Source organism: Pedobacter cryoconitis (assembly GCF_014207135.1).
Lineage (GTDB): Bacteria > Bacteroidota > Bacteroidia > Sphingobacteriales > Sphingobacteriaceae > Pedobacter > Pedobacter cryoconitis_D.
Window position 1 is genome coordinate 275,973 of sequence record NZ_JACHCC010000006.1, and the last position, 17,697, is coordinate 293,669.

General features: G+C 40.0%; 13 protein-coding genes and 5 tRNA genes. 15 read left to right on the top strand and 3 right to left on the bottom strand.

Annotation, left to right across the window (positions count from 1 at the left end; genetic code table 11):
• Positions 1-254: 254 nt before the first annotated feature.
• On the top strand, positions 255-3,524 hold the full coding sequence (locus HDF25_RS12980; RefSeq protein WP_184625334.1) for a TonB-dependent receptor: 3,270 nt from the start codon (positions 255-257) through the stop codon (positions 3,522-3,524).
• A 135-nt stretch (positions 3,525-3,659) separates the two neighbouring features.
• Positions 3,660-4,823: a TlpA disulfide reductase family protein gene (locus HDF25_RS12985; RefSeq protein ID WP_184625336.1), complete on the top strand. Its 1,164-nt coding sequence runs from the start codon at positions 3,660-3,662 to the stop codon at positions 4,821-4,823.
• Between the two features lie 164 nt (positions 4,824-4,987).
• Here the strand turns inward: HDF25_RS12985 and HDF25_RS12990 are convergent, their stop codons facing one another.
• The 3 genes from HDF25_RS12990 to HDF25_RS13000 form a co-directional block, all read right to left on the bottom strand.
• Positions 4,988-6,739: a lysophospholipid acyltransferase family protein gene (locus HDF25_RS12990; RefSeq protein ID WP_184625338.1), complete on the bottom strand. Its 1,752-nt coding sequence runs from the start codon at positions 6,737-6,739 to the stop codon at positions 4,988-4,990.
• A 122-nt stretch (positions 6,740-6,861) separates the two neighbouring features.
• On the bottom strand, positions 6,862-9,579 hold the full coding sequence (locus HDF25_RS12995) for a TonB-dependent receptor (protein ID WP_184625340.1): 2,718 nt from the start codon (positions 9,577-9,579) through the stop codon (positions 6,862-6,864).
• Positions 9,579-10,493, bottom strand: a complete 915-nt coding sequence (locus HDF25_RS13000) for an S-adenosyl-l-methionine hydroxide adenosyltransferase family protein (protein ID WP_184625342.1) — start codon at positions 10,491-10,493, stop codon at positions 9,579-9,581. The genes HDF25_RS12995 and HDF25_RS13000 overlap by 1 nt, the downstream gene beginning before the upstream one ends.
• Before the next feature lie 136 nt (positions 10,494-10,629).
• Here HDF25_RS13000 and HDF25_RS13005 point away from each other — a divergent pair, with 136 nt between their 5' ends.
• From HDF25_RS13005 to secE, 13 genes are all read left to right on the top strand, one after another.
• Positions 10,630-11,517 carry a ComEA family DNA-binding protein gene (locus HDF25_RS13005; protein ID WP_184625344.1) on the top strand — a complete coding sequence of 296 codons (888 nt, stop codon included), beginning with the start codon at positions 10,630-10,632 and terminating at the stop codon, positions 11,515-11,517.
• Positions 11,510-12,037, top strand: coding sequence for an adenine phosphoribosyltransferase (locus HDF25_RS13010; protein ID WP_184625346.1), 528 nt, complete (start codon positions 11,510-11,512; stop codon positions 12,035-12,037). Before HDF25_RS13005 ends, HDF25_RS13010 begins: the two co-directional genes overlap by 8 nt.
• 162 nt (positions 12,038-12,199) lie before the next feature.
• Positions 12,200-13,372: an acyl-CoA dehydrogenase family protein gene (locus tag HDF25_RS13015; RefSeq protein ID WP_184625348.1), complete on the top strand. Its 1,173-nt coding sequence runs from the start codon at positions 12,200-12,202 to the stop codon at positions 13,370-13,372.
• Positions 13,373-13,805: 433 nt separating this feature from the next.
• The gene (gene rpsU / locus HDF25_RS13020) at positions 13,806-14,000 is read left to right on the top strand and encodes a 30S ribosomal protein S21 (protein ID WP_041878250.1); all 195 of its coding nucleotides are present in this window, start codon (positions 13,806-13,808) and stop codon (positions 13,998-14,000) included.
• Between the two features lie 116 nt (positions 14,001-14,116).
• A complete protein-coding gene (locus HDF25_RS13025; RefSeq protein ID WP_184625350.1) occupies positions 14,117-15,001 on the top strand; it encodes a tyrosine-type recombinase/integrase in 885 nt (294 codons plus the stop codon).
• Between the two features lie 14 nt (positions 15,002-15,015).
• A complete protein-coding gene (gene hpf / locus HDF25_RS13030) occupies positions 15,016-15,363 on the top strand; it encodes a ribosome hibernation-promoting factor, HPF/YfiA family (protein WP_184625352.1) in 348 nt (115 codons plus the stop codon).
• Between the two features lie 175 nt (positions 15,364-15,538).
• Positions 15,539-15,611 (top strand) — tRNA-Thr (locus HDF25_RS13035).
• Between the two features lie 42 nt (positions 15,612-15,653).
• A tRNA-Tyr gene (locus HDF25_RS13040) sits at positions 15,654-15,736 on the top strand.
• Positions 15,737-15,753: 17 nt separating this feature from the next.
• Positions 15,754-15,826: transfer RNA gene (locus HDF25_RS13045), tRNA-Gly, on the top strand.
• Positions 15,827-15,904: 78 nt separating this feature from the next.
• A tRNA-Thr gene (locus HDF25_RS13050) sits at positions 15,905-15,976 on the top strand.
• Positions 15,977-16,103: 127 nt separating this feature from the next.
• Positions 16,104-17,291 carry an elongation factor Tu gene (gene tuf / locus HDF25_RS13055; protein WP_184625354.1) on the top strand — a complete coding sequence of 396 codons (1,188 nt, stop codon included), beginning with the start codon at positions 16,104-16,106 and terminating at the stop codon, positions 17,289-17,291.
• A gap of 118 nt (positions 17,292-17,409) precedes the next feature.
• Positions 17,410-17,480 (top strand) — tRNA-Trp (locus HDF25_RS13060).
• Positions 17,481-17,493: 13 nt separating this feature from the next.
• The gene (gene secE / locus HDF25_RS13065) at positions 17,494-17,691 is read left to right on the top strand and encodes a preprotein translocase subunit SecE (protein ID WP_183881480.1); all 198 of its coding nucleotides are present in this window, start codon (positions 17,494-17,496) and stop codon (positions 17,689-17,691) included.
• Positions 17,692-17,697 lie beyond the last annotated feature (6 nt).

Sequence of the window (17,697 nt, forward strand, 5' to 3'; positions counted from 1 at the left end):
GTGTGATTTGGGTCCGCTTAACATAAGCTTAATATTGCCGAAACACTATTTTAAGGCGTATTATGGCACATGCGAAATATTCTGAAACAGCTAATACGTAGTTCTTATTGTTTTAACAGCTGTTTTTTACCAAATTTTAATCTCGTTTTAATTTATCAGTGATTTAATATTAACTCATGGGTTCGTTCATGTGAAATTAATATTAAGGTCATATTGCTGCCCTAGTTTTACAAAAAAAAATAGCAGCAAGAAAAATGAAAAAATTTCTAACAATTAATCTCTCCTGTGTATTGCTTACGATGCTCCTTTTTCTGGGGTTAGGAGCAACTGCCCAGGTAACGACATCCAGTGTCAATGGTAGAATTAAAGATGCAAAGGGAATAACTATTCCCGGAGCTAGCGTTTTAATCATCCATGTTCCAACCGGAACGAAATATGGTGCTGTTACAGGACCGGACGGATATTTTCGTTTGACTAACTTAAATCCTGGAGGACCTTACAAAGTAACAGTTACTTATGTTGGTTACAACAAACAGGAAAAAGAAATCAGAGACCTTGGTTTAGGTGTTGATCAGCGTATGGACTTCACAATGTTAGATGAAGGTCAGCAACTGAGTGAGGTTACCGTAAAAGGTAAAAGAGGTGGTACTAAAATTGGTTCAAGCACACAGATTGGTGAGCAGCAGATCAAAGATATGCCTTCAGTAAACAGAAGTTTACCAGATTTAACCCGTGCAACTCCTCAGGGTAGCAAGGATAACTCATTTATGGGTACCAACTTCAGATATAATAACGTAACTATTGATGGTGCAATTAATAATGATGCAATTGGTTTTAGTCCTTCATTAGGTGGACAGAGCGGAAGTTCTGGCATGCCAGGAAGCAGTACAAGAACAAGTCCTGTGTCTATGGATGCTATCCAGGATGTTCAGGTATTATTGGCTCCTTACGATGTGAAAGTTGGTAACTTTACCGGAGGTAGTGTAAACGCAGTAACCCGTTCTGGTACAAATGATGTATCCGGATCTGTTTATGGTTACGGTCGTAATGCAAGTCTGATCGGAAGAAATAAAACAGGTGACGGATCTAAAGAGCCTTCGTCTTTCCATGATTATCAGACTGGTTTCAGAGTAGGTCTTCCAATCATTAAAAATAAATTATTCTTCTTCACTAACGAAGAGATTACCCGTCGTCAGGATCCTGTGATCTTAGGCGCAGGTTCTCCTGATATGACTGTTCTTACTTTAGCACAGGCACAGGCGATCTCAGATCTGATGAAAAACAAATATGGTGTAGATGCAGGTGCTTATGGTAACTATAATATCTACTCTAAATCAAATAAATTCTTTAATCGTTTAGACTGGAATATCAATGATAAAAATCAATTGAGTATCCGTAATAACACGATTACTTCTGAAGCGACTAACTTAGAGCGTGACCAGTCGAACTTCAGGTTCGGTGGTATTGATTATGTACAAAAGAATAATCAGAGTTCTACCGTTGCTGAATTAAAAAGCAGAATCAACAACGACGCTTCAAACAGTTTAGTAGTTGGTTACTCCAATATCCATGATTACAGAACTCCTACTTCCAATCCTGCTTTACCTCAGATTGAGATTAGCGGTGCTAATGGTGGAACTATTTTCTTAGGTACTGACCGTGAGGCAAGTATCTTCAATATGAAACAAAAAACATTTGAATTCACAGATAACTTTACTTTAACTAAAGGAAGACACACATTTACTTTCGGTACACACAATGAGTTATACAATATCACTTATGGTTTTGTGAACTCATGGAATGGTCGTGTAGCTTATGGTAGCGTTGCAGATTTCTTAGCGGGTAACCCGAGCCGTGTCCGTACGAACTATAACTATGCTGACAATTCAAGGGATAACATTATGGCTAACCCTCCCGCACAGTTTAAATTAAATATGTACAGTGTTTACGGAGAAGATCAATGGCAGGTAACTGACCGTTTCAAACTGACTTATGGTTTGAGATTTGACTTATCTGATATGCCAAACAAACAACCATTAAGTTCAAAAACTACTGGTTCTCCAGTGGATCCTAATTACGGAACTACTTATACTTATACGCAGCCAAGTCAGATTAAAAATAGTTTCTTCGGTCAGGTACAAATCTCTCCAAGGGTAGGTTTTAACTTTGATATGTTAGGTGATCAGAGCCTGATTTTGCGTGGTGGTAGCGGATTATTTACAGGTAGAGTTCCTTTTGCCTGGTTAGGTTACGCTTATTACAACAATGGTGTAACTTATGGTGCTTATGATAACCAGCCGGCTAAAAAAGGTGGCGTGCCATTTGCTCCGGGAAGCGATCCGATTAAAGATGCCTTAACAGGAAATGGTGAAGCTGGTTTCGTGACTAAACAAGGTATAAATGTGAATAACGCAGCTGGTGCAACTCAGGTGGATTTAATCGACAACAACTTCAAAATGCCAAAAACATGGAGAAGCAGTTTAGCTTTAGATTATAAAACTGAAAACCAGTGGAAATTTACTTTAGAGGGAATTTACACTAAAGTTATTAATGACCTGAAATTCCAGCAGATCAATTATGTAGATAATCCTACTTATATGGTTTATGATACACAGCATCAGCAACCAATCTATTCAGGTGCTAAAATCAACCCTTTATACACGAATGCTTATTTGTTATCTAATACAAGCAAAGGTTACCGTTACAGTGTAACTGGTCAGATTTCAAAATCTTTCCCTTTTGGTTTAGATGTAATGGCAGCTTATACTTACGGACAGTCTAAAGATGTGACCAACGGTATCAGAAACTCAATGGAATCTAACTGGCAGTTGAACCAGGCTTTAAGCCCTAACAATCCTCAGTTAGCTACTTCAAACTTTGATATCCGTAATCGTATCGTGTCTACAGTTAACTACAGAATTAACTGGGACAGAGCTAACAAATACGTGTCTAATTTCTCCCTATTCTATAGTGCACAATCAGGATCTCCTTACTCTTATGGATTCCTGAACTCAACGATCGACGGAACGGGTCAGACTGTAAGTTTAGTGTACATTCCTAAAGCTGGCGAAACTGTTAACTTCTTTAAAGATATCGCAGGTGGACAGACAGCAGCTCAACAGGCAGCAGCTTTTGATTCATTCATTGATGGTGATAAATATCTTAAAACAAGAAGAGGTGAATTTACAGAAAGAAATGCTGCACGTACTCCTTGGAATACACAGCTGGACTTCCGTTTCGCTCAGGATATCAGAATCGTAGAAAGTGGTAAACATAAGCATACTTTAACCTTTACTTATGACATCATTAACTTAACTAACTTGCTGAACAAAAACTGGGGAGTTCAGTATTTCTCTCCAAATACTTACAACTCAATGGCAAGTGTAGGGTTAAAAACAGTAACAGCGGGTACACCAACAACTTACCCGACTTATACTTTTAGCCAGGCTAATACAAGTACTTATTCAAAAGACTTCTTCGCATCACGTTTCCAAATGCAGTTTGGTCTGAGATACAGTTTCTAATCCATACCAGCTCTTTTAAAGAGCGTCATATCAAAAGGCTCCATCTGATTCAGGTGGGGCCTTTTTGCTATATGGGCGTCCGCTAAATTCTTATATTAGCCCAATATTGAAGATTCATCCATTTTATTTTGACAGATGCGGTTATACAGAGAAAAGCTACTTGTTGGTTTGTTCATTTTTTTTGCAGTTTTCAGTTCTGCTTTTGCCCAGCAGAAAGGCTTCACGATTACAGGTAAACTGAATAACCTGAGCCAGCCGGCTAAAGTATTCTTATGTTATGACGGTGGTAAATCTAATGAAAGCATCGATTCGGTCATGACCGAATCCGGTGTTTATCAATTTAGCGGGAGCGTGAAAAAGCCAGGTATAGCCATGATCTATGTGAATACAATGGGCACTACGATCCAGGATCTCTGGGAAGATGATCACATCAATCAGCTGAGGTTCTTTTTAGAAAATACAGCTTTGACTGTATCTGCCGTAGACTCCATCAAACATGGAAAGGTTAGTGGCTCCAGATGGAATGACGAATACCAGGCTTATACCAGATTCGTTCTGGGAGAGACCGATACCACTTTTATGAGCTTGCGGTATGCTATTCCAAAATATCTGCGTAATTCGGCGGCATCTTCCAGGGAGATTGATGTTAAACACTATCAATATTTGCTTGCGCATTTTGAACAGCAGTTAAAATTTGTTGCTCTGCATCCGGATTCTTATTTCAGTCTTTATGCTTTGACTGAGATTACCCGGAATGCATACATTACTGATGTACTCAGAACACAAGCTGCCTATAATTCTATGGCTGCTGGTTTACGGAATACCCCTGAAGGACAGCATATCGCCGGACGGTTAAAAAGAGCCCGTCCCGGATCTAAAGGGATGACCGCACCCGATTTTGTACAATACGATCAAGATGGTAAACCGGTAAGTTTATCTTCCTATCGTGGCAAATATATTCTGCTATACTTCTGGGCTTTGGGGAATGACCTGATCAAAGTTGAAAACTACTGGATACGTAAAGCGTATGATACTTATAAAGACAAAAACCTGGTGATTATAGGAATCTGTACCGATGATATCAAACGTAAAAGTAACTGGTTAAAAAACCTGCAGGAAAACAAGCTTCCCTGGACTCAGGTTGCCGGGATGAAGGCTGGCCTTGTGGATGTAGCTAAACTTTACGGGATACAGGGAACACCAGAATCAGTGCTGATTACTCCTGATGGAAAAATTGCATCACGTAGTTTGAATGGAGCAGAACTCCAGTTTTTGCTGGCCGAATCAATCGTTCGATGATGTGTTATTAATGTATAGAAATGTTTAACACAGATAACCAATACTTAATCCTGACTTAACATATGGCCTCTATATTTGCGCTATAAATATTTGGTTAGTATTTATCAAGTTTAGGTTTAGTTGATAACAAAATAGCCCGGGTGGATGTCCGGGCTATTTGTATTTTAGAAGTTCTTGCCAATCTTTTCAAGCATCTCTGGTGGAATACTCTGCATATCCACAACCAGGAACCCATCCAGGCAATCTGAAAACTTAGGGTCTATATTAAAACAGATAATTTTCGCGTTCAGATTCAGATATTGTCTTAAGAGCACAGGGATTTTAATATGTGTGTTTTCAATGTCTGAAATCAATACATCAAGATCTTTCAGTGAATCGCTGCTTTCGATCAACAGGTCTTTATCAATAGCTGATAAATCAGCTTTAAATTTATTTCTTGGTCTTACATATTGTCCCAACTCATAATCAAAGTGATTCTTGGTAATGAAATCAACAATCAGTGATTTGGAGAACTTGGAGAAGTTATTACTGATACTTACCGGGCCAAACATATAACGGTACTGCGGGTTATCCAGTAAATATTTTAAAATACCTTTCCATAACAGGAACAGGGGTAAAGCTTTTTGCTGGTATTCTTTACGGATCCATGAGCGTCCCAGTTCAATACCCTGACGTAATACAGGATAAAAAGGTTCTTTTATTTTAAACAGTTCAGAAAGGTAGAAACCTCTTTTTCCTAAAGTATTCAGGATCTCATCACCTTTACCAATCCGGTAGGCACCAACGATATTCTGTTGTTCTGTATCCCATATAAATAAGTGATGATAATAGATATCATAATTATCCAGGTCTATTTTTTTATTGGAACCTTCGCCGACTTCTCTGAATGTAATTTCTCTCAGACGACCTATTTCTCTCAGGACATTTGGAATATTGGCTGAAGGAGTAATATAAACCTCATAGTTTTTTTCCATCCAGACACGGTACGTTTCCAGCTGTTCAATTTCTTCAACAATACTTGCCCTTGAAGTTTCTTCAATAATCGGTTCCGGTGTTTTCTTGATTTTGAAAATATTGATCGGATTGAAAAGTTTTCTTTCCTGTTCAATACTGGTACCCAGCGCATAAGTACGGGCACGAAGAAAATCCAATAATTTATTCGTGTTATTCCGGTAAGAGATGTCTTCTATATGAATGGGTTTCCCTATTCTGACCTTGATTTTTAACCCTTGTTTATTCAGAAACTCCGAAGGGAGTTTTGCCGTGCGCAGGGTAGGGTGGATGAAACTAAGAATATTAAACAGTACACCATTATTTCCATGGAAATAAATAGGGACTACGGGCACCTTTGCGCGGGCTATTAATTTTCCGACTACCGGATGCCAGATGCGGTCTGTGATTTCCTGTTTGTCCAGGCTAAAGGTAGAGACCTCTCCTGCGGGGAAGATCCCTATAGGAATCCCGTTTTGTAAAAGATCGAAGGTTGCTTTTAATCCGCTGATGCTCGAAGAGTGCTGTACATTTTCAAAAGGATTGACAGCGACAAAGAATTCGTTCAGGTTAGGGATCTTCTGAAGAATAAAATTAACCATTACTTTAGCTTCAGGACGGACAGTACATAAAAGCTTGACCAGGGCCAGGCCTTCGACGCCGCCATAAGGATGATTGGCTATGGCGATGAAACCACCGGTCTTTGGAATGTTCTTCAGATCATCTTCATCAAAATCAATAGATACCCCAATTGTTTCCAGTATTTTATCTACAAACTCTAAACCATTGAAGTGTTGATTTTGAGAGAAAACCTTATTGATATCATTCAATTTCATGACCTCCATCAACAGATCTGCCAGCCCAGGAACACCGAGTTTATCAATTTTAGTGGCCTTAGCAAATTCTTTGGTTGTTATGATCTTCATATGTATTTTTAAAAGGGGGGATTGAATCGATCTCAAAAATAAGATTTATATTTTTAATTTGATGGCCCGCACGATAAAAAGGGTCGACTATACAGCCAACCCTGAAGATTGTGGATCAAATATTATTTAAAACGGGGCAGATCTAAGGTTGCACGCAGAAAATAATAGGCACCAAGTGTACCCATTTGTACTGAAGCATATTTGAATACACCAAAATAGCTGTTAGCATAAATCTGTTTATCCGGGAAGATATCAAACAGATTATTGGCGCCTAGGGTGAAGGTTACTGGTTTCAGTGTATAGGCCAGTGATAAGTCAGTCACAATCTTACCACTATGGATTTGTTCCTCGCCAAAGGGAAAACTGTTCCTGTCCACTTTTCCAAAATATACATTACGTAACAATATACTGAATTTTTTATAGCTATAGTTCAGTGCCAGGTTTGTTTTTACAGCTGGTGTCCCTTTGGTAATCAAGGTTCTGTCATTGGGGGAGAAGAAGATATCTTCCTGCCCTTTTAACTGATCCGGAATATGAAGATTATCCGTAATTTTATTACTGTTGTAATTAAAACCCAGTGATACATTAAAGAGATGGGTGCCGGTTTTGAAATTATAATCAGCAACAATATCAACCCCCATGGTCCGGGTGTCCACAGCGTTGCTGAAAAAGCGGGCGGAAGTTACTCCGAACGGGTTAATGATCTGTTGAATTGCCGGTACCGGGTCACCAAAAGCATCATAACCAAAACTGCCGGTCAGCACAATTCTGTTTTTGATATTGGTCAGGTAACCATCCACTGAAATGTTAAAATCACCTGATGGCTGTGTTGTAAAACCAACACTGTAATTCATAGAGGTTTCCTGTTTAAGTTTGGGAATTCCCAATGCCTTGGCTACAGGACTGTTGTTGGTGAAAAAGCCTGACTGACCCAATGTGTTGTCCGGTAGAATATCTGTACTTACGGCACTGAAAAATTGCTGATGCAGCGAAGGTGCCCTGAAGCCATTACTGACAGCCCCGCGGAGATTAAAGCCTTTGACCACTTTGTACCGCGTGGCAAATTTACCGGTTAGGGAAGAACCAAAATCACTGTAATGCTCAAAACGGGTCGCTCCGTTAATTAACCATTTTGAAGTAACATCGAGTTCTGCATCTGCATAAATACCGGTATTATTCCTGCTTTTATGAATAGCGTTTACCGGGGAGAAACCATTAAAAGATTGCGAACCTCCGGCCAGGCCCGAAGGATTGGAGACTGTACCATCGGGATTGCTGACCAGTGCATAGTTTTTCCAGGATGCTTCTTCTCCGGCACGGATCTGATAATCATCAATTTTAAACTCAGCACCGAAAGCGAGGTTTAATCCCGAAGCTACATCCAGTTTCCGGCTGAAATCAAGATTAGATGTGTTTTGCAGGAATTCATGTCCGCCGGCTTTAAAGCTGGTTGGTGAGGCAGCCTGGAGTGATGCATTCACTGTATTGTTTACAGCATAATCAAACCTGTTGTCACCAAGTACATTACTCAGATCCATTTTCCAGTTCCCCAGCGTCTGTTTTAGCCCTAGTGCTATTGAACGGTCCTGAATCTGTGAAGTGGTATTAGGCTGATATCCGTTTGGGAAAATGCTATAAACATTTACTGTAGGATCACTGGGAAGCCGGCGGAAACCAAAACCTTCTCCAGCCCGGTAGCTATATCCGCCGAAGGCATAAAACTCAGTTTTTCCATTGTTAAAAGGGAGGCCAAGATTGAAAAAGGAAGACAAGTTTCTGATTTTGGCATCGCCGATCTGAAAATTGAAATCATCTCTGGTCAGCCCCTTAGCTTTTAGTTGGGCATCATCATACTGACGGGAGGCAGTCGGATTAGCTGCAGACGCATAGGAGAAATAATTACCCAGGGCAGACTGATCAAAGATGATGAGGTCATTATTCTGGGCACGGGTAGTTTTGCCTCTGTATAAACCTGCGGCTGTCAGGTTCAGGTAACCTCCGTTTTTTCCTAATGAAGTACCATAATTCAAATCCAGCTGTGCTGTTTCTCCATCTCCGCGGGAGGTAATCCCACCAGTTGCAGAGGCCAGGAGCTTATTGGTATTCTGTTTCAGTACTATATTGACTACGCCGGCAATCGCGTCAGATCCATATTGTGTAGAAGCGCCATCACGTAGTATTTCGATACGTTCAATTGCCGATGCAGGAATAGCATTCATATCTGTACCCACAGATCCGTTTCCTACAGTACCCTGATTATTGACCAGTGACGTGGTGTGTCTTCTTTTGCCGTTAATTAATACCAGAAGCTGATCAGGGCCTAATCCGCGTATACTCGCCGGGTCTATATGTTCACTGCCATCCGAAGAAGACTGCCGGTTGGAATTGAATGAGGGAGAAGCGTACTGGAGCAATTGATTCAGATCAGTCTGTGGGGCCATCAGCTGTAATTTTGGGAGATTAAATACATCTACAGGCGCTACTGTATTTAATCTTGTTCTTCCGGAGCTCCTGGTTCCTACCAGGACAACCTCTTCGAGGTTAGCAGAAGAAGGAATTAAACTGATGTTATAATTGCTGCCGGCTGATAATTTCTCTTTATAGACTTCATATCCTATATAGTTGGCACCCAGTATATGATCGTTTTCGGCTATTGTTATTTTAAATGTGCCCTGTCCATTACTCGTTGTCGATTTACCCGACGGTGATATAATGATTGTAGCACCTGCCAGGGGATGACCTTGCTGATCATAAATATGGCCGGTAATCACCCTGTTCTGTGCCAAGGCGATTCCTGAAATAAATAAACATAGGAGTAAAAGCGTAATTCGTTTATTCATTACCTGGTTTTCTTAAGTGTGACTTCTACGCTCCATTCACTTCCACTTCCAATTTTGTGTACTGCAGCAAAACTCTCCTGGTTTAAGGCAAAGGATAATTGTAATAGACTGTTCAGATAACTTAATGGTTGGCCTACTGGTACCGCGCCAAAAGTCTGGCTGTATGGGGCATCGCCTTCATATACTTTTTTCCCATGATGAAGAATAACCAGGTGAAGCTGATCACCATATCCGGCTCCCAGTTGTTTAACCAGGTCACCATTGATATTAGTCCAGACATTTCCGTACTGGATATCAAGTATGGAAATGTTCCCTTTTAATTTTCCATTTTCCAGCACTGCATTCTGATAAGGGATCGTTACAACTTCTTTGGGCAGTTCTTTACCAACCTGAGAAAAAGTGATGGCTCCGGATGCCAGCCTTGCCCCTGTATAGGCATACACGTCACGGCCATGAAAGGTGTAGGACTTCTCAGAATTTTTTCTTCTGTTCAGCACCTCATCAATCTGTCTGACTTCTTCAATACCTAAAGCTTCGGCAACCAGGGTAAGTGTACCATTGTCGGGGGTGACGATAAATTGCCCGGTTTTGGTTTTCAGCACGACAGATTTCCTTGAAGTTCCTACTCCTGGATCTACTACAGAAACGAATACTGTTCCAGTTGGATAATAAGGAACTGTCTGTACCAGGCGGTAGGCAGCTTCCCAAATGTTGTAGGCGGGTATCTCATGGGTAACATCAAATATTTTAAGGTCAGGTGAAACGCCGACTGCAACTCCTTTCATGGCTGAGACTGCACCGTCTTTTAAACCGAAATCTGATTGAAAGACAAGAATTTTGTTTTGTCCGAAAGTTAAATTTGTAGTAAATAGCAGAATGACTACTGTAATTGTGTGTAGTAAGTTTTTATTCATTGGTTTACGAGTTAAAGTCTATAAATATAGTAGAATATTTGCTGCGCTCAAAGGTTTATGGTATAAGTCAGATGGAAGAGGCTGGATGCAGGAAAAATTTGTTTTTCTGTAATGATCGGGATTACATTAGCTGAAGATGCGTAAATGGATAACTGCTTATTTCAGCTTTTCGAAACGGGAGTATAATGGCTTACTGGTACTGATCTTTCTACTTGTGCTAATCAGTATGGTTCCTTTTCTGCTGGAATTCTTTGAGCCGGAACAGACTAGTCTGGATATGGAAAGACCGGCTATTCAGAAATTGCAATTAATCCTTGCGGAGAAAAGAAAGCTTCACCAGATTAAAAAGCTGGATGTAAAATCTGAACTGTTTGATTTTGATCCGAACCTGATCGGGATGGAAGAATGGCAGCGACTGGGCTTTTCCGCTAAACAGGCAGCTGTTCTATTCAGATACCGGGCAAAAGGAGGACGGTTTTCTAAAAAAGAAGATCTGCAAAAGATGTATCCGGTCAGTCCTGAAATGTATCACCGGTTGTTACCTTATATTCATATAGAAAAGATAGCGAAACCGGAGCGGCGGAATTTTTCCGGCAGCTATCCTGTGAAGGAGAAAATGGTTTTGGTACCGCTCAATACTGCTGATACTTTACAGCTGATGGAGATTAAAGGAGTAGGTCCCGTGTTTGCCAGAAGGATTTTTAAATACAGACAGCGTCTTGGCGGTTTTTACAAAAAGGAGCAGTTAATGGAGGTATTTGGACTGGACAGTCTGAAGTATCTGGAGATTAGAGACCAGATCAGTCTGGATGATCATGCCCTGGTCAGAATTAACCTCAATACGGCAATGTTTGATGATTTGAAGAATCATCCCTATTTAAAGTATAAACAGATCAATGCGATCATTCAGTTTCGTAAACAACACGGAAATTATGGTAATATTGCAGATCTTAAAAAAGTGGCTATCTTATCTGTTGAAACTATAGAGCGGTTAGCCCCATATATTTCTTTTAATCATGATTGAAACAAAAATTAAACAGACTGTCCGGGATGTAAACGATTTTCCGAAACCTGGTATTGTATTTAAGGATATTACACCAATTTTAAAAGATGCCGTTTTATGTGGTGAAATTACTGCCGCATTAGCCAGCCAGCTCGCTGATATTAAAATTGATGTGATCGCAGGAATTGAAAGCCGGGGTTTTCTGTTTGGAATGGCTTTGGCCAATCTGTTGAATGTGCCTTTTGTCCCTATCCGTAAAGCGGGTAAGTTACCACATAAAACTATACAACAGTCTTATGACCTGGAATATGGAAGTGCTACTTTGGAAATGCATGAAGATGCTGTTTTACCTGGACAACATGTGCTGATCCATGATGATTTACTGGCAACCGGAGGAACTGTAGTTGCTGCTTCTAAACTGATTGAAAAAATGGGGGCTGTTGTTGCTGGCTATTCTTTTATTATAGCGCTTGATTTTCTGAATGGAAAAGACAGGTTAAAAACATTTTCTGACCATAATTTCGCATTGGCCTCTTATTAGAGCATGAATTATTTGAAATAATTTTGCTACCGTTTTAGCGTCCCTGTTATTACCCTGTACTGTAAAATGAACTAAATACTGTTTCGTTCTGTTACCAGGCAAATATTCAACTGCTTGTACTGTGCTTATATTCTCTATACTTGCCGTATTCAAATATAAAACATGCAGGATACGTTAGCACAAAATACAGGTTTCAATTTTAGCACTTCAGAAAATCAGCTGATGATCAGAAGTATGGTTAAGGATTTCGCGGAGAAGAATATTCGTCCCCATGTAATGGAATGGGATGAAGTACAGACTTTTCCTGTTGAAGTTTTTAAGAAATTGGGTGAACTGGGAATGATGGGAGTATTGGTGCCGGAAGTTTACGGAGGTTCGGGATTTGGTTATCAGGAGTATGTAGATGTAATTGTAGAAGTCGCTAAGGTTTGCGGATCTATAGGTTTGTCTGTTGCTGCACATAATTCATTATGTACCGGACATATTCTTGCTTTTGGAACAGAAGAACAAAAACATAAATGGCTTCCCAAATTAGCTACAGCGGAATGGATTGGTGCCTGGGGTTTAACTGAAGCCAATACCGGATCTGATGCGCTGAGAATGATGACTACGGCCACACTGGACGGTGATCATTATATCTTAAATGGTGCGAAGAACTGGATTACACATGGTAAATCAGGAGATATCGCCGTAGTAATGGTACGTACTGGTGAAAAAGGGGATTCTAAAGGTATTTCTGCCATTGTTGTTGAACGCGGTACTCCTGGTTTTACAGCTGGAAAGAAAGAGAATAAATTAGGGATGCGTGCATCTGAAACTACAGAAATGATCTTTGATAACTGCCGTGTACCGGTGGCTAATCTGTTGGGTAATGTAGGAGAAGGTTTTAAACAAGCAATGAAAGTGCTGGATGGTGGAAGGATTTCTATTGCAGCTTTATCTTTAGGGATAGCCAAAGGTGCTTATGAAGCTGCGCTGGCCTATGCACAGGAGAGACATCAGTTCGGACAGCCTATTTCCAGCTTCCAGGCAATAAGTTTTAAACTGGCAGATATGGCTACCGAGATCGAAGCTGCAGAGTTACTGATCAGACAATCGGCAGATTTAAAGAACCGTGGACTGAAAATGACGAAAGAGTCAGCTATGGCTAAATACTTTGCTTCTGAGGTGGCTGTAAGGGCTGCTACCGAGGCTGTACAGATCTTTGGCGGTTATGGTTATACAAAAGACTTCCCGGTAGAGAAGTATTACCGTGACAGTAAATTATGTACCATAGGAGAGGGAACTTCAGAGATACAGAAAATCGTAATCGCGAGAGAGATTATGAATAAATAAAATAACAGCCTAAATCTAAAAAACTGTTAAAAATCAAAACAGACATATTCTAACCAAATATATTTTGACCAATCCGGTGAGCGAAAGTTCACCGGATTTTTTTTGCTGTCAAAACCCACAGCTGTTAAGTCTATGGATTTTTTTGCCCGATATTGTTCGGGTACTGGTCGGGTAGTAGTCGGGTACTGGTTTGGACTGAACCAGTATTGGCATAATCTTCCTCCATAGCAAGTCCATAGATTTTAGCTAGTTGAAAAGCATGGACCCACCATGCTATCAAGGTATGCCGGATATGTACTCATCCCGACCAGCACTACTATTTAACCCAACCAGTACAAGCTAATTATCACATTCAAAATAGTTTACTTGTTTTATAATAAATAATGTGTTAGCTTTGCCATCCCAAAACAACGAGAGGAGGTATTTTAACGTTATGATCATAATTAATATTAAAGACGGCGAATCACTTGATAAAGCCCTTAAACGTTTCAAAAAGAAATTTGAGAAAACTGGTGTATTGAGAGAACTACGCAGCCGTCAGGCATACGAGAAAAAATCTGTAGCTCGTCGTACATTAGTTAAACACGCGATTTATAAAGAAAATATGCACTTAGAAGGAAAGATTTAATTCGTCCCTTTTAATTTGTTATAAATATTGTAAAGCACCATCGGATTTTTCCGGTGGTGCTTTCTTTTTATAGACTATTTGTGTACATTCACCTTACGGGGTAACCATTATACTAAATGACAGTAGAGTCCTACTTAAACTATCTGCAGCACGAGAAGCGATATTCTGCGCATACCGTGTTAGCCTACAGAACGGATCTGATGCAGTTTGACGGATTTGTTGAGCAGACTTACGAACTCCGGCCGGAAGAGGCGCAATACGTACATATAAGAGATTATATCGTGCACCTGATGGAAGATAAGACAGGGGCCAGTTCCATCGGTAGAAAACTGTCCAGTCTGCGGGGGTATTATAAATATCTGTACCGGCAGAAAATTATCCTGACAAGTCCGATGTCCAGGATCAGGGCGCCTAAAACACCTGAGCGTCTGCCTGTGTTTATAGATGGAGAGAAGTTAGATCACCTGCTCGATTCGGGAGAGTTCTTTGACGACACTTTCCCTTCGGTCCGGGATAAAATGGTCATTGAAATGCTTTTTGGAACAGGGATGCGTTTAGCTGAATTGCTGGGGCTGAAAGAAACAGATATTGATTTTTATGGTGAATCTGTGAAAGTTTTGGGTAAAAGGAAAAAAGAAAGAATTATTCCTGTGACCAAACAGCTTATCAATCAGCTGAAAGACTACATTGACTTGAAATCGTTACAGAAATTTAATAACAAAACGAGTAGCTTATTCGTTACTAATAAAGGAGCCGCCGTTTACCCGGTCTTTATCTATCAACTGGTAAAAAGTTATTTGACTTATATATCCACACAGGATAAAAAGAGTCCCCATGTATTAAGACACTCTTATGCAACAAGTCTGCTGAACAGGGGAGCAGATCTGAATGCGATTAAAGAATTACTGGGCCATGCCAGTTTAGCGGCTACCCAGGTATATACGCACAATTCTATTGAAAGATTAAAAACAATATATAAACAAGCCCATCCAAAGGCATAAAAAAGGAGGACAACATGAAAATTACAGTTCAATCAATCCATTTCAATGCAGACCACAAGTTGTTAGAGTTTATTCAGAAAAAAGTTGATAAGCTGGAACAGTTCCACGACCAGATCATAAGTGGTGAAGTTTACTTGAAATTAGAGAACGTAGATGATGAGGCTAACAAAATAAGTGAAATAAAATTGATGGTTCCTGGCGGAATATTGTTTGCGAAGGAACAATGCAAGTCTTTCGAAGAGGCGACGGATTTGTCGATAGAGTCGTTGAAAAAGCAAATAACAAAACATAAAGAAAAAAATAGAATAAAAGTTTCAGAGCTTAACACGGTATTGAACGCTGATGAAGTCACTGATTATTAGGGATCTATTTTTGTAAATTTTAAATATGAAACCAGCAGGAAATAAACTGCTGGTTTTTTTTTCAAAATAGTTTTGCAACTTTAAAATATTCTTGTAGATTTGCATTCCAATTCGGAACAGGGGTTAACCCATAAAGAGTTGGTTTGTTCTGTGAATGTTTAAAAAATAATAATAAGCCTCCTTAGCTCAGCTGGTAGAGCAACTGACTTGTAATCAGTAGGTCATTGGTTCGATCCCGATAGGAGGCTCTTTTAAACCTGCATCTGGTAGATGAGACGGTTTAGAGGAATGGGGGGATACCAGAGTGGCCAAATGGGACAGACTGTAACTCTGTTGTCGCAAGACTTCGAAGGTTCGAATCCTTCTCCCCCCACTTTAAAATAAGTAAAAGCGAAAGTAGCTCAGTTGGTAGAGCGATAGCCTTCCAAGCTATAGGTCGCGAGTTCGAACCTCGTCTTTCGCTCTTGATTCAAAGAGCAGTCGGCAGGATGGTCACAGTTTAATGCCGGACCGGTATTGAAGATTGTGAAGGGAATATTAAGCCGACGTAGCTCAGCGGTAGAGCACTTCCTTGGTAAGGAAGAGGTCATGGGTTCAAGTCCCATCGTTGGCTCAGGAATAAAAATAAAAAAGCTTTGTTAAATCTGTCTTCATAAACAGAATCAACAGAGTTTTTTGTATTGAATTGTATCAAAACAATAATTAAAAATAAAAGTTAACCTACTAATAAGTATAAAAACATGGCAAAAGAAAAGTTTGACCGCAGCAAGCCGCACTTAAACATCGGCACTATCGGTCACGTTGACCACGGTAAAACAACCTTAACAGCAGCTATCACTAAAGTGTTATCTGATGCTGGTTTATCTGAGGCGCGTTCATTTGATTCGATTGACTCTGCTCCAGAGGAAAAAGAAAGAGGTATCACTATTAACACTGCACACGTTGAGTATTCAACTGCTAACCGTCACTATGCTCACGTTGACTGTCCAGGTCACGCGGATTATGTGAAAAACATGGTTACAGGTGCGGCGCAAATGGATGGTGCTATTATCGTTGTAGCGGCTACAGATGGTCCTATGCCACAAACTCGTGAGCACATTCTATTGGCTCGCCAGGTAGGTGTACCTTCATTGGTGGTTTTCATGAATAAAGTGGATATGGTTGACGATCCTGAATTACTAGAATTAGTAGAGATGGAAGTTCGTGAATTATTATCTTTCTATGATTTCCCAGGTGATGAAATCCCAGTTATTCAAGGTTCTGCTTTGGGTGGATTAAACGGTGATGCTAAATGGGTTGGTAAAATCATGGAGTTAATGGATGCTGTAGATAGCTACATTCCAATCCCTCCACGTTTGACTGAACTTCCTTTCTTAATGCCTGTTGAAGATGTATTCTCGATCACTGGTCGTGGTACTGTTGCAACTGGTCGTATTGAGCGTGGTGTAATCAACTCTGGAGATCCAGTTGAGATCTTAGGTATGGGTGCAGAAAATCTTAAATCAACTGTAACAGGTGTTGAGATGTTCCGTAAGATCCTTGATTATGGTGAAGCAGGTGATAACGTAGGTTTATTATTACGTGGTATTGAGAAAACTGATATCCGTCGTGGTATGGTTATCTGTAAACCAGGTTCTGTAACTCCTCACACTGATTTCAAAGCTGAGATCTATGTATTATCAAAAGCTGAAGGTGGACGTCACACTCCATTCTTTAACAAATACCGTCCGCAATTCTATTTCCGTACCACAGACGTTACTGGAGAGATCACTCTTCAAGAAGGAACTGAAATGGTTATGCCAGGTGATAACGTTACCATCAATGTAAAATTGATCAACGCAATCGCAATGGAAAAAGGACTTCGTTTCGCTATCCGTGAAGGTGGTAGAACAGTAGGTGCTGGTCAGGTAACTGAAATTGTAAAATAATTTTGTAACGACCTTCGGGTAGTTATTAAATAATAAGACAAAGTACTCGGACGTTAGAGTCTGAGTACTTTGTTCTAATGAAATGTTTGTTTTAACCTGCAGAGGTTAATTCTTATACACGGGAATAGTTCAACGGTAGAATAGAGGTCTCCAAAACCTTTGATCAGGGTTCGAATCCTTGTTCCCGTGCAAAAACTTAGATATGGCTAGCATAGTTCAATTTATTAAAGAATCATACGAGGAAATGACCCAGAAGGTTACCTGGCCTACATGGGGAGAACTGCAAAGTTCTGCAGTGCTGGTTTTGGTAGCTTCGTTTATTATTGCAGTGGTTATTTTTGCAATGGATAAAGGATCTACTTTTGTTTTAGATACTTTTTATAAATCACTTTCTAATTAATAAAGC

What these genes read in the sequence shown, in the direction of transcription:
- HDF25_RS13025 (WP_184625350.1), top strand. Translation starts at nt 14,117, where the DNA reads ATGACAGTAGAGTCCTACTTAAACTATCTGCAGCACGAGAAGCGATAT.
- HDF25_RS12995 (WP_184625340.1), bottom strand. Translation starts at nt 9,579, where the DNA reads ATGAATAAACGAATTACGCTTTTACTCCTATGTTTATTTATTTCAGGA.
- HDF25_RS12980 (WP_184625334.1), top strand. Translation starts at nt 255, where the DNA reads ATGAAAAAATTTCTAACAATTAATCTCTCCTGTGTATTGCTTACGATG.
- HDF25_RS13005 (WP_184625344.1), top strand. Translation starts at nt 10,630, where the DNA reads ATGCGTAAATGGATAACTGCTTATTTCAGCTTTTCGAAACGGGAGTAT.
- secE (WP_183881480.1), top strand. Translation starts at nt 17,494, where the DNA reads ATGGCTAGCATAGTTCAATTTATTAAAGAATCATACGAGGAAATGACC.
- hpf (WP_184625352.1), top strand. Translation starts at nt 15,016, where the DNA reads ATGAAAATTACAGTTCAATCAATCCATTTCAATGCAGACCACAAGTTG.
- HDF25_RS13010 (WP_184625346.1), top strand. Translation starts at nt 11,510, where the DNA reads ATGATTGAAACAAAAATTAAACAGACTGTCCGGGATGTAAACGATTTT.
- HDF25_RS13015 (WP_184625348.1), top strand. Translation starts at nt 12,200, where the DNA reads ATGCAGGATACGTTAGCACAAAATACAGGTTTCAATTTTAGCACTTCA.
- HDF25_RS13000 (WP_184625342.1), bottom strand. Translation starts at nt 10,493, where the DNA reads ATGAATAAAAACTTACTACACACAATTACAGTAGTCATTCTGCTATTT.
- rpsU (WP_041878250.1), top strand. Translation starts at nt 13,806, where the DNA reads ATGATCATAATTAATATTAAAGACGGCGAATCACTTGATAAAGCCCTT.
- HDF25_RS12990 (WP_184625338.1), bottom strand. Translation starts at nt 6,739, where the DNA reads ATGAAGATCATAACAACCAAAGAATTTGCTAAGGCCACTAAAATTGAT.
- tuf (WP_184625354.1), top strand. Translation starts at nt 16,104, where the DNA reads ATGGCAAAAGAAAAGTTTGACCGCAGCAAGCCGCACTTAAACATCGGC.
- HDF25_RS12985 (WP_184625336.1), top strand. Translation starts at nt 3,660, where the DNA reads ATGCGGTTATACAGAGAAAAGCTACTTGTTGGTTTGTTCATTTTTTTT.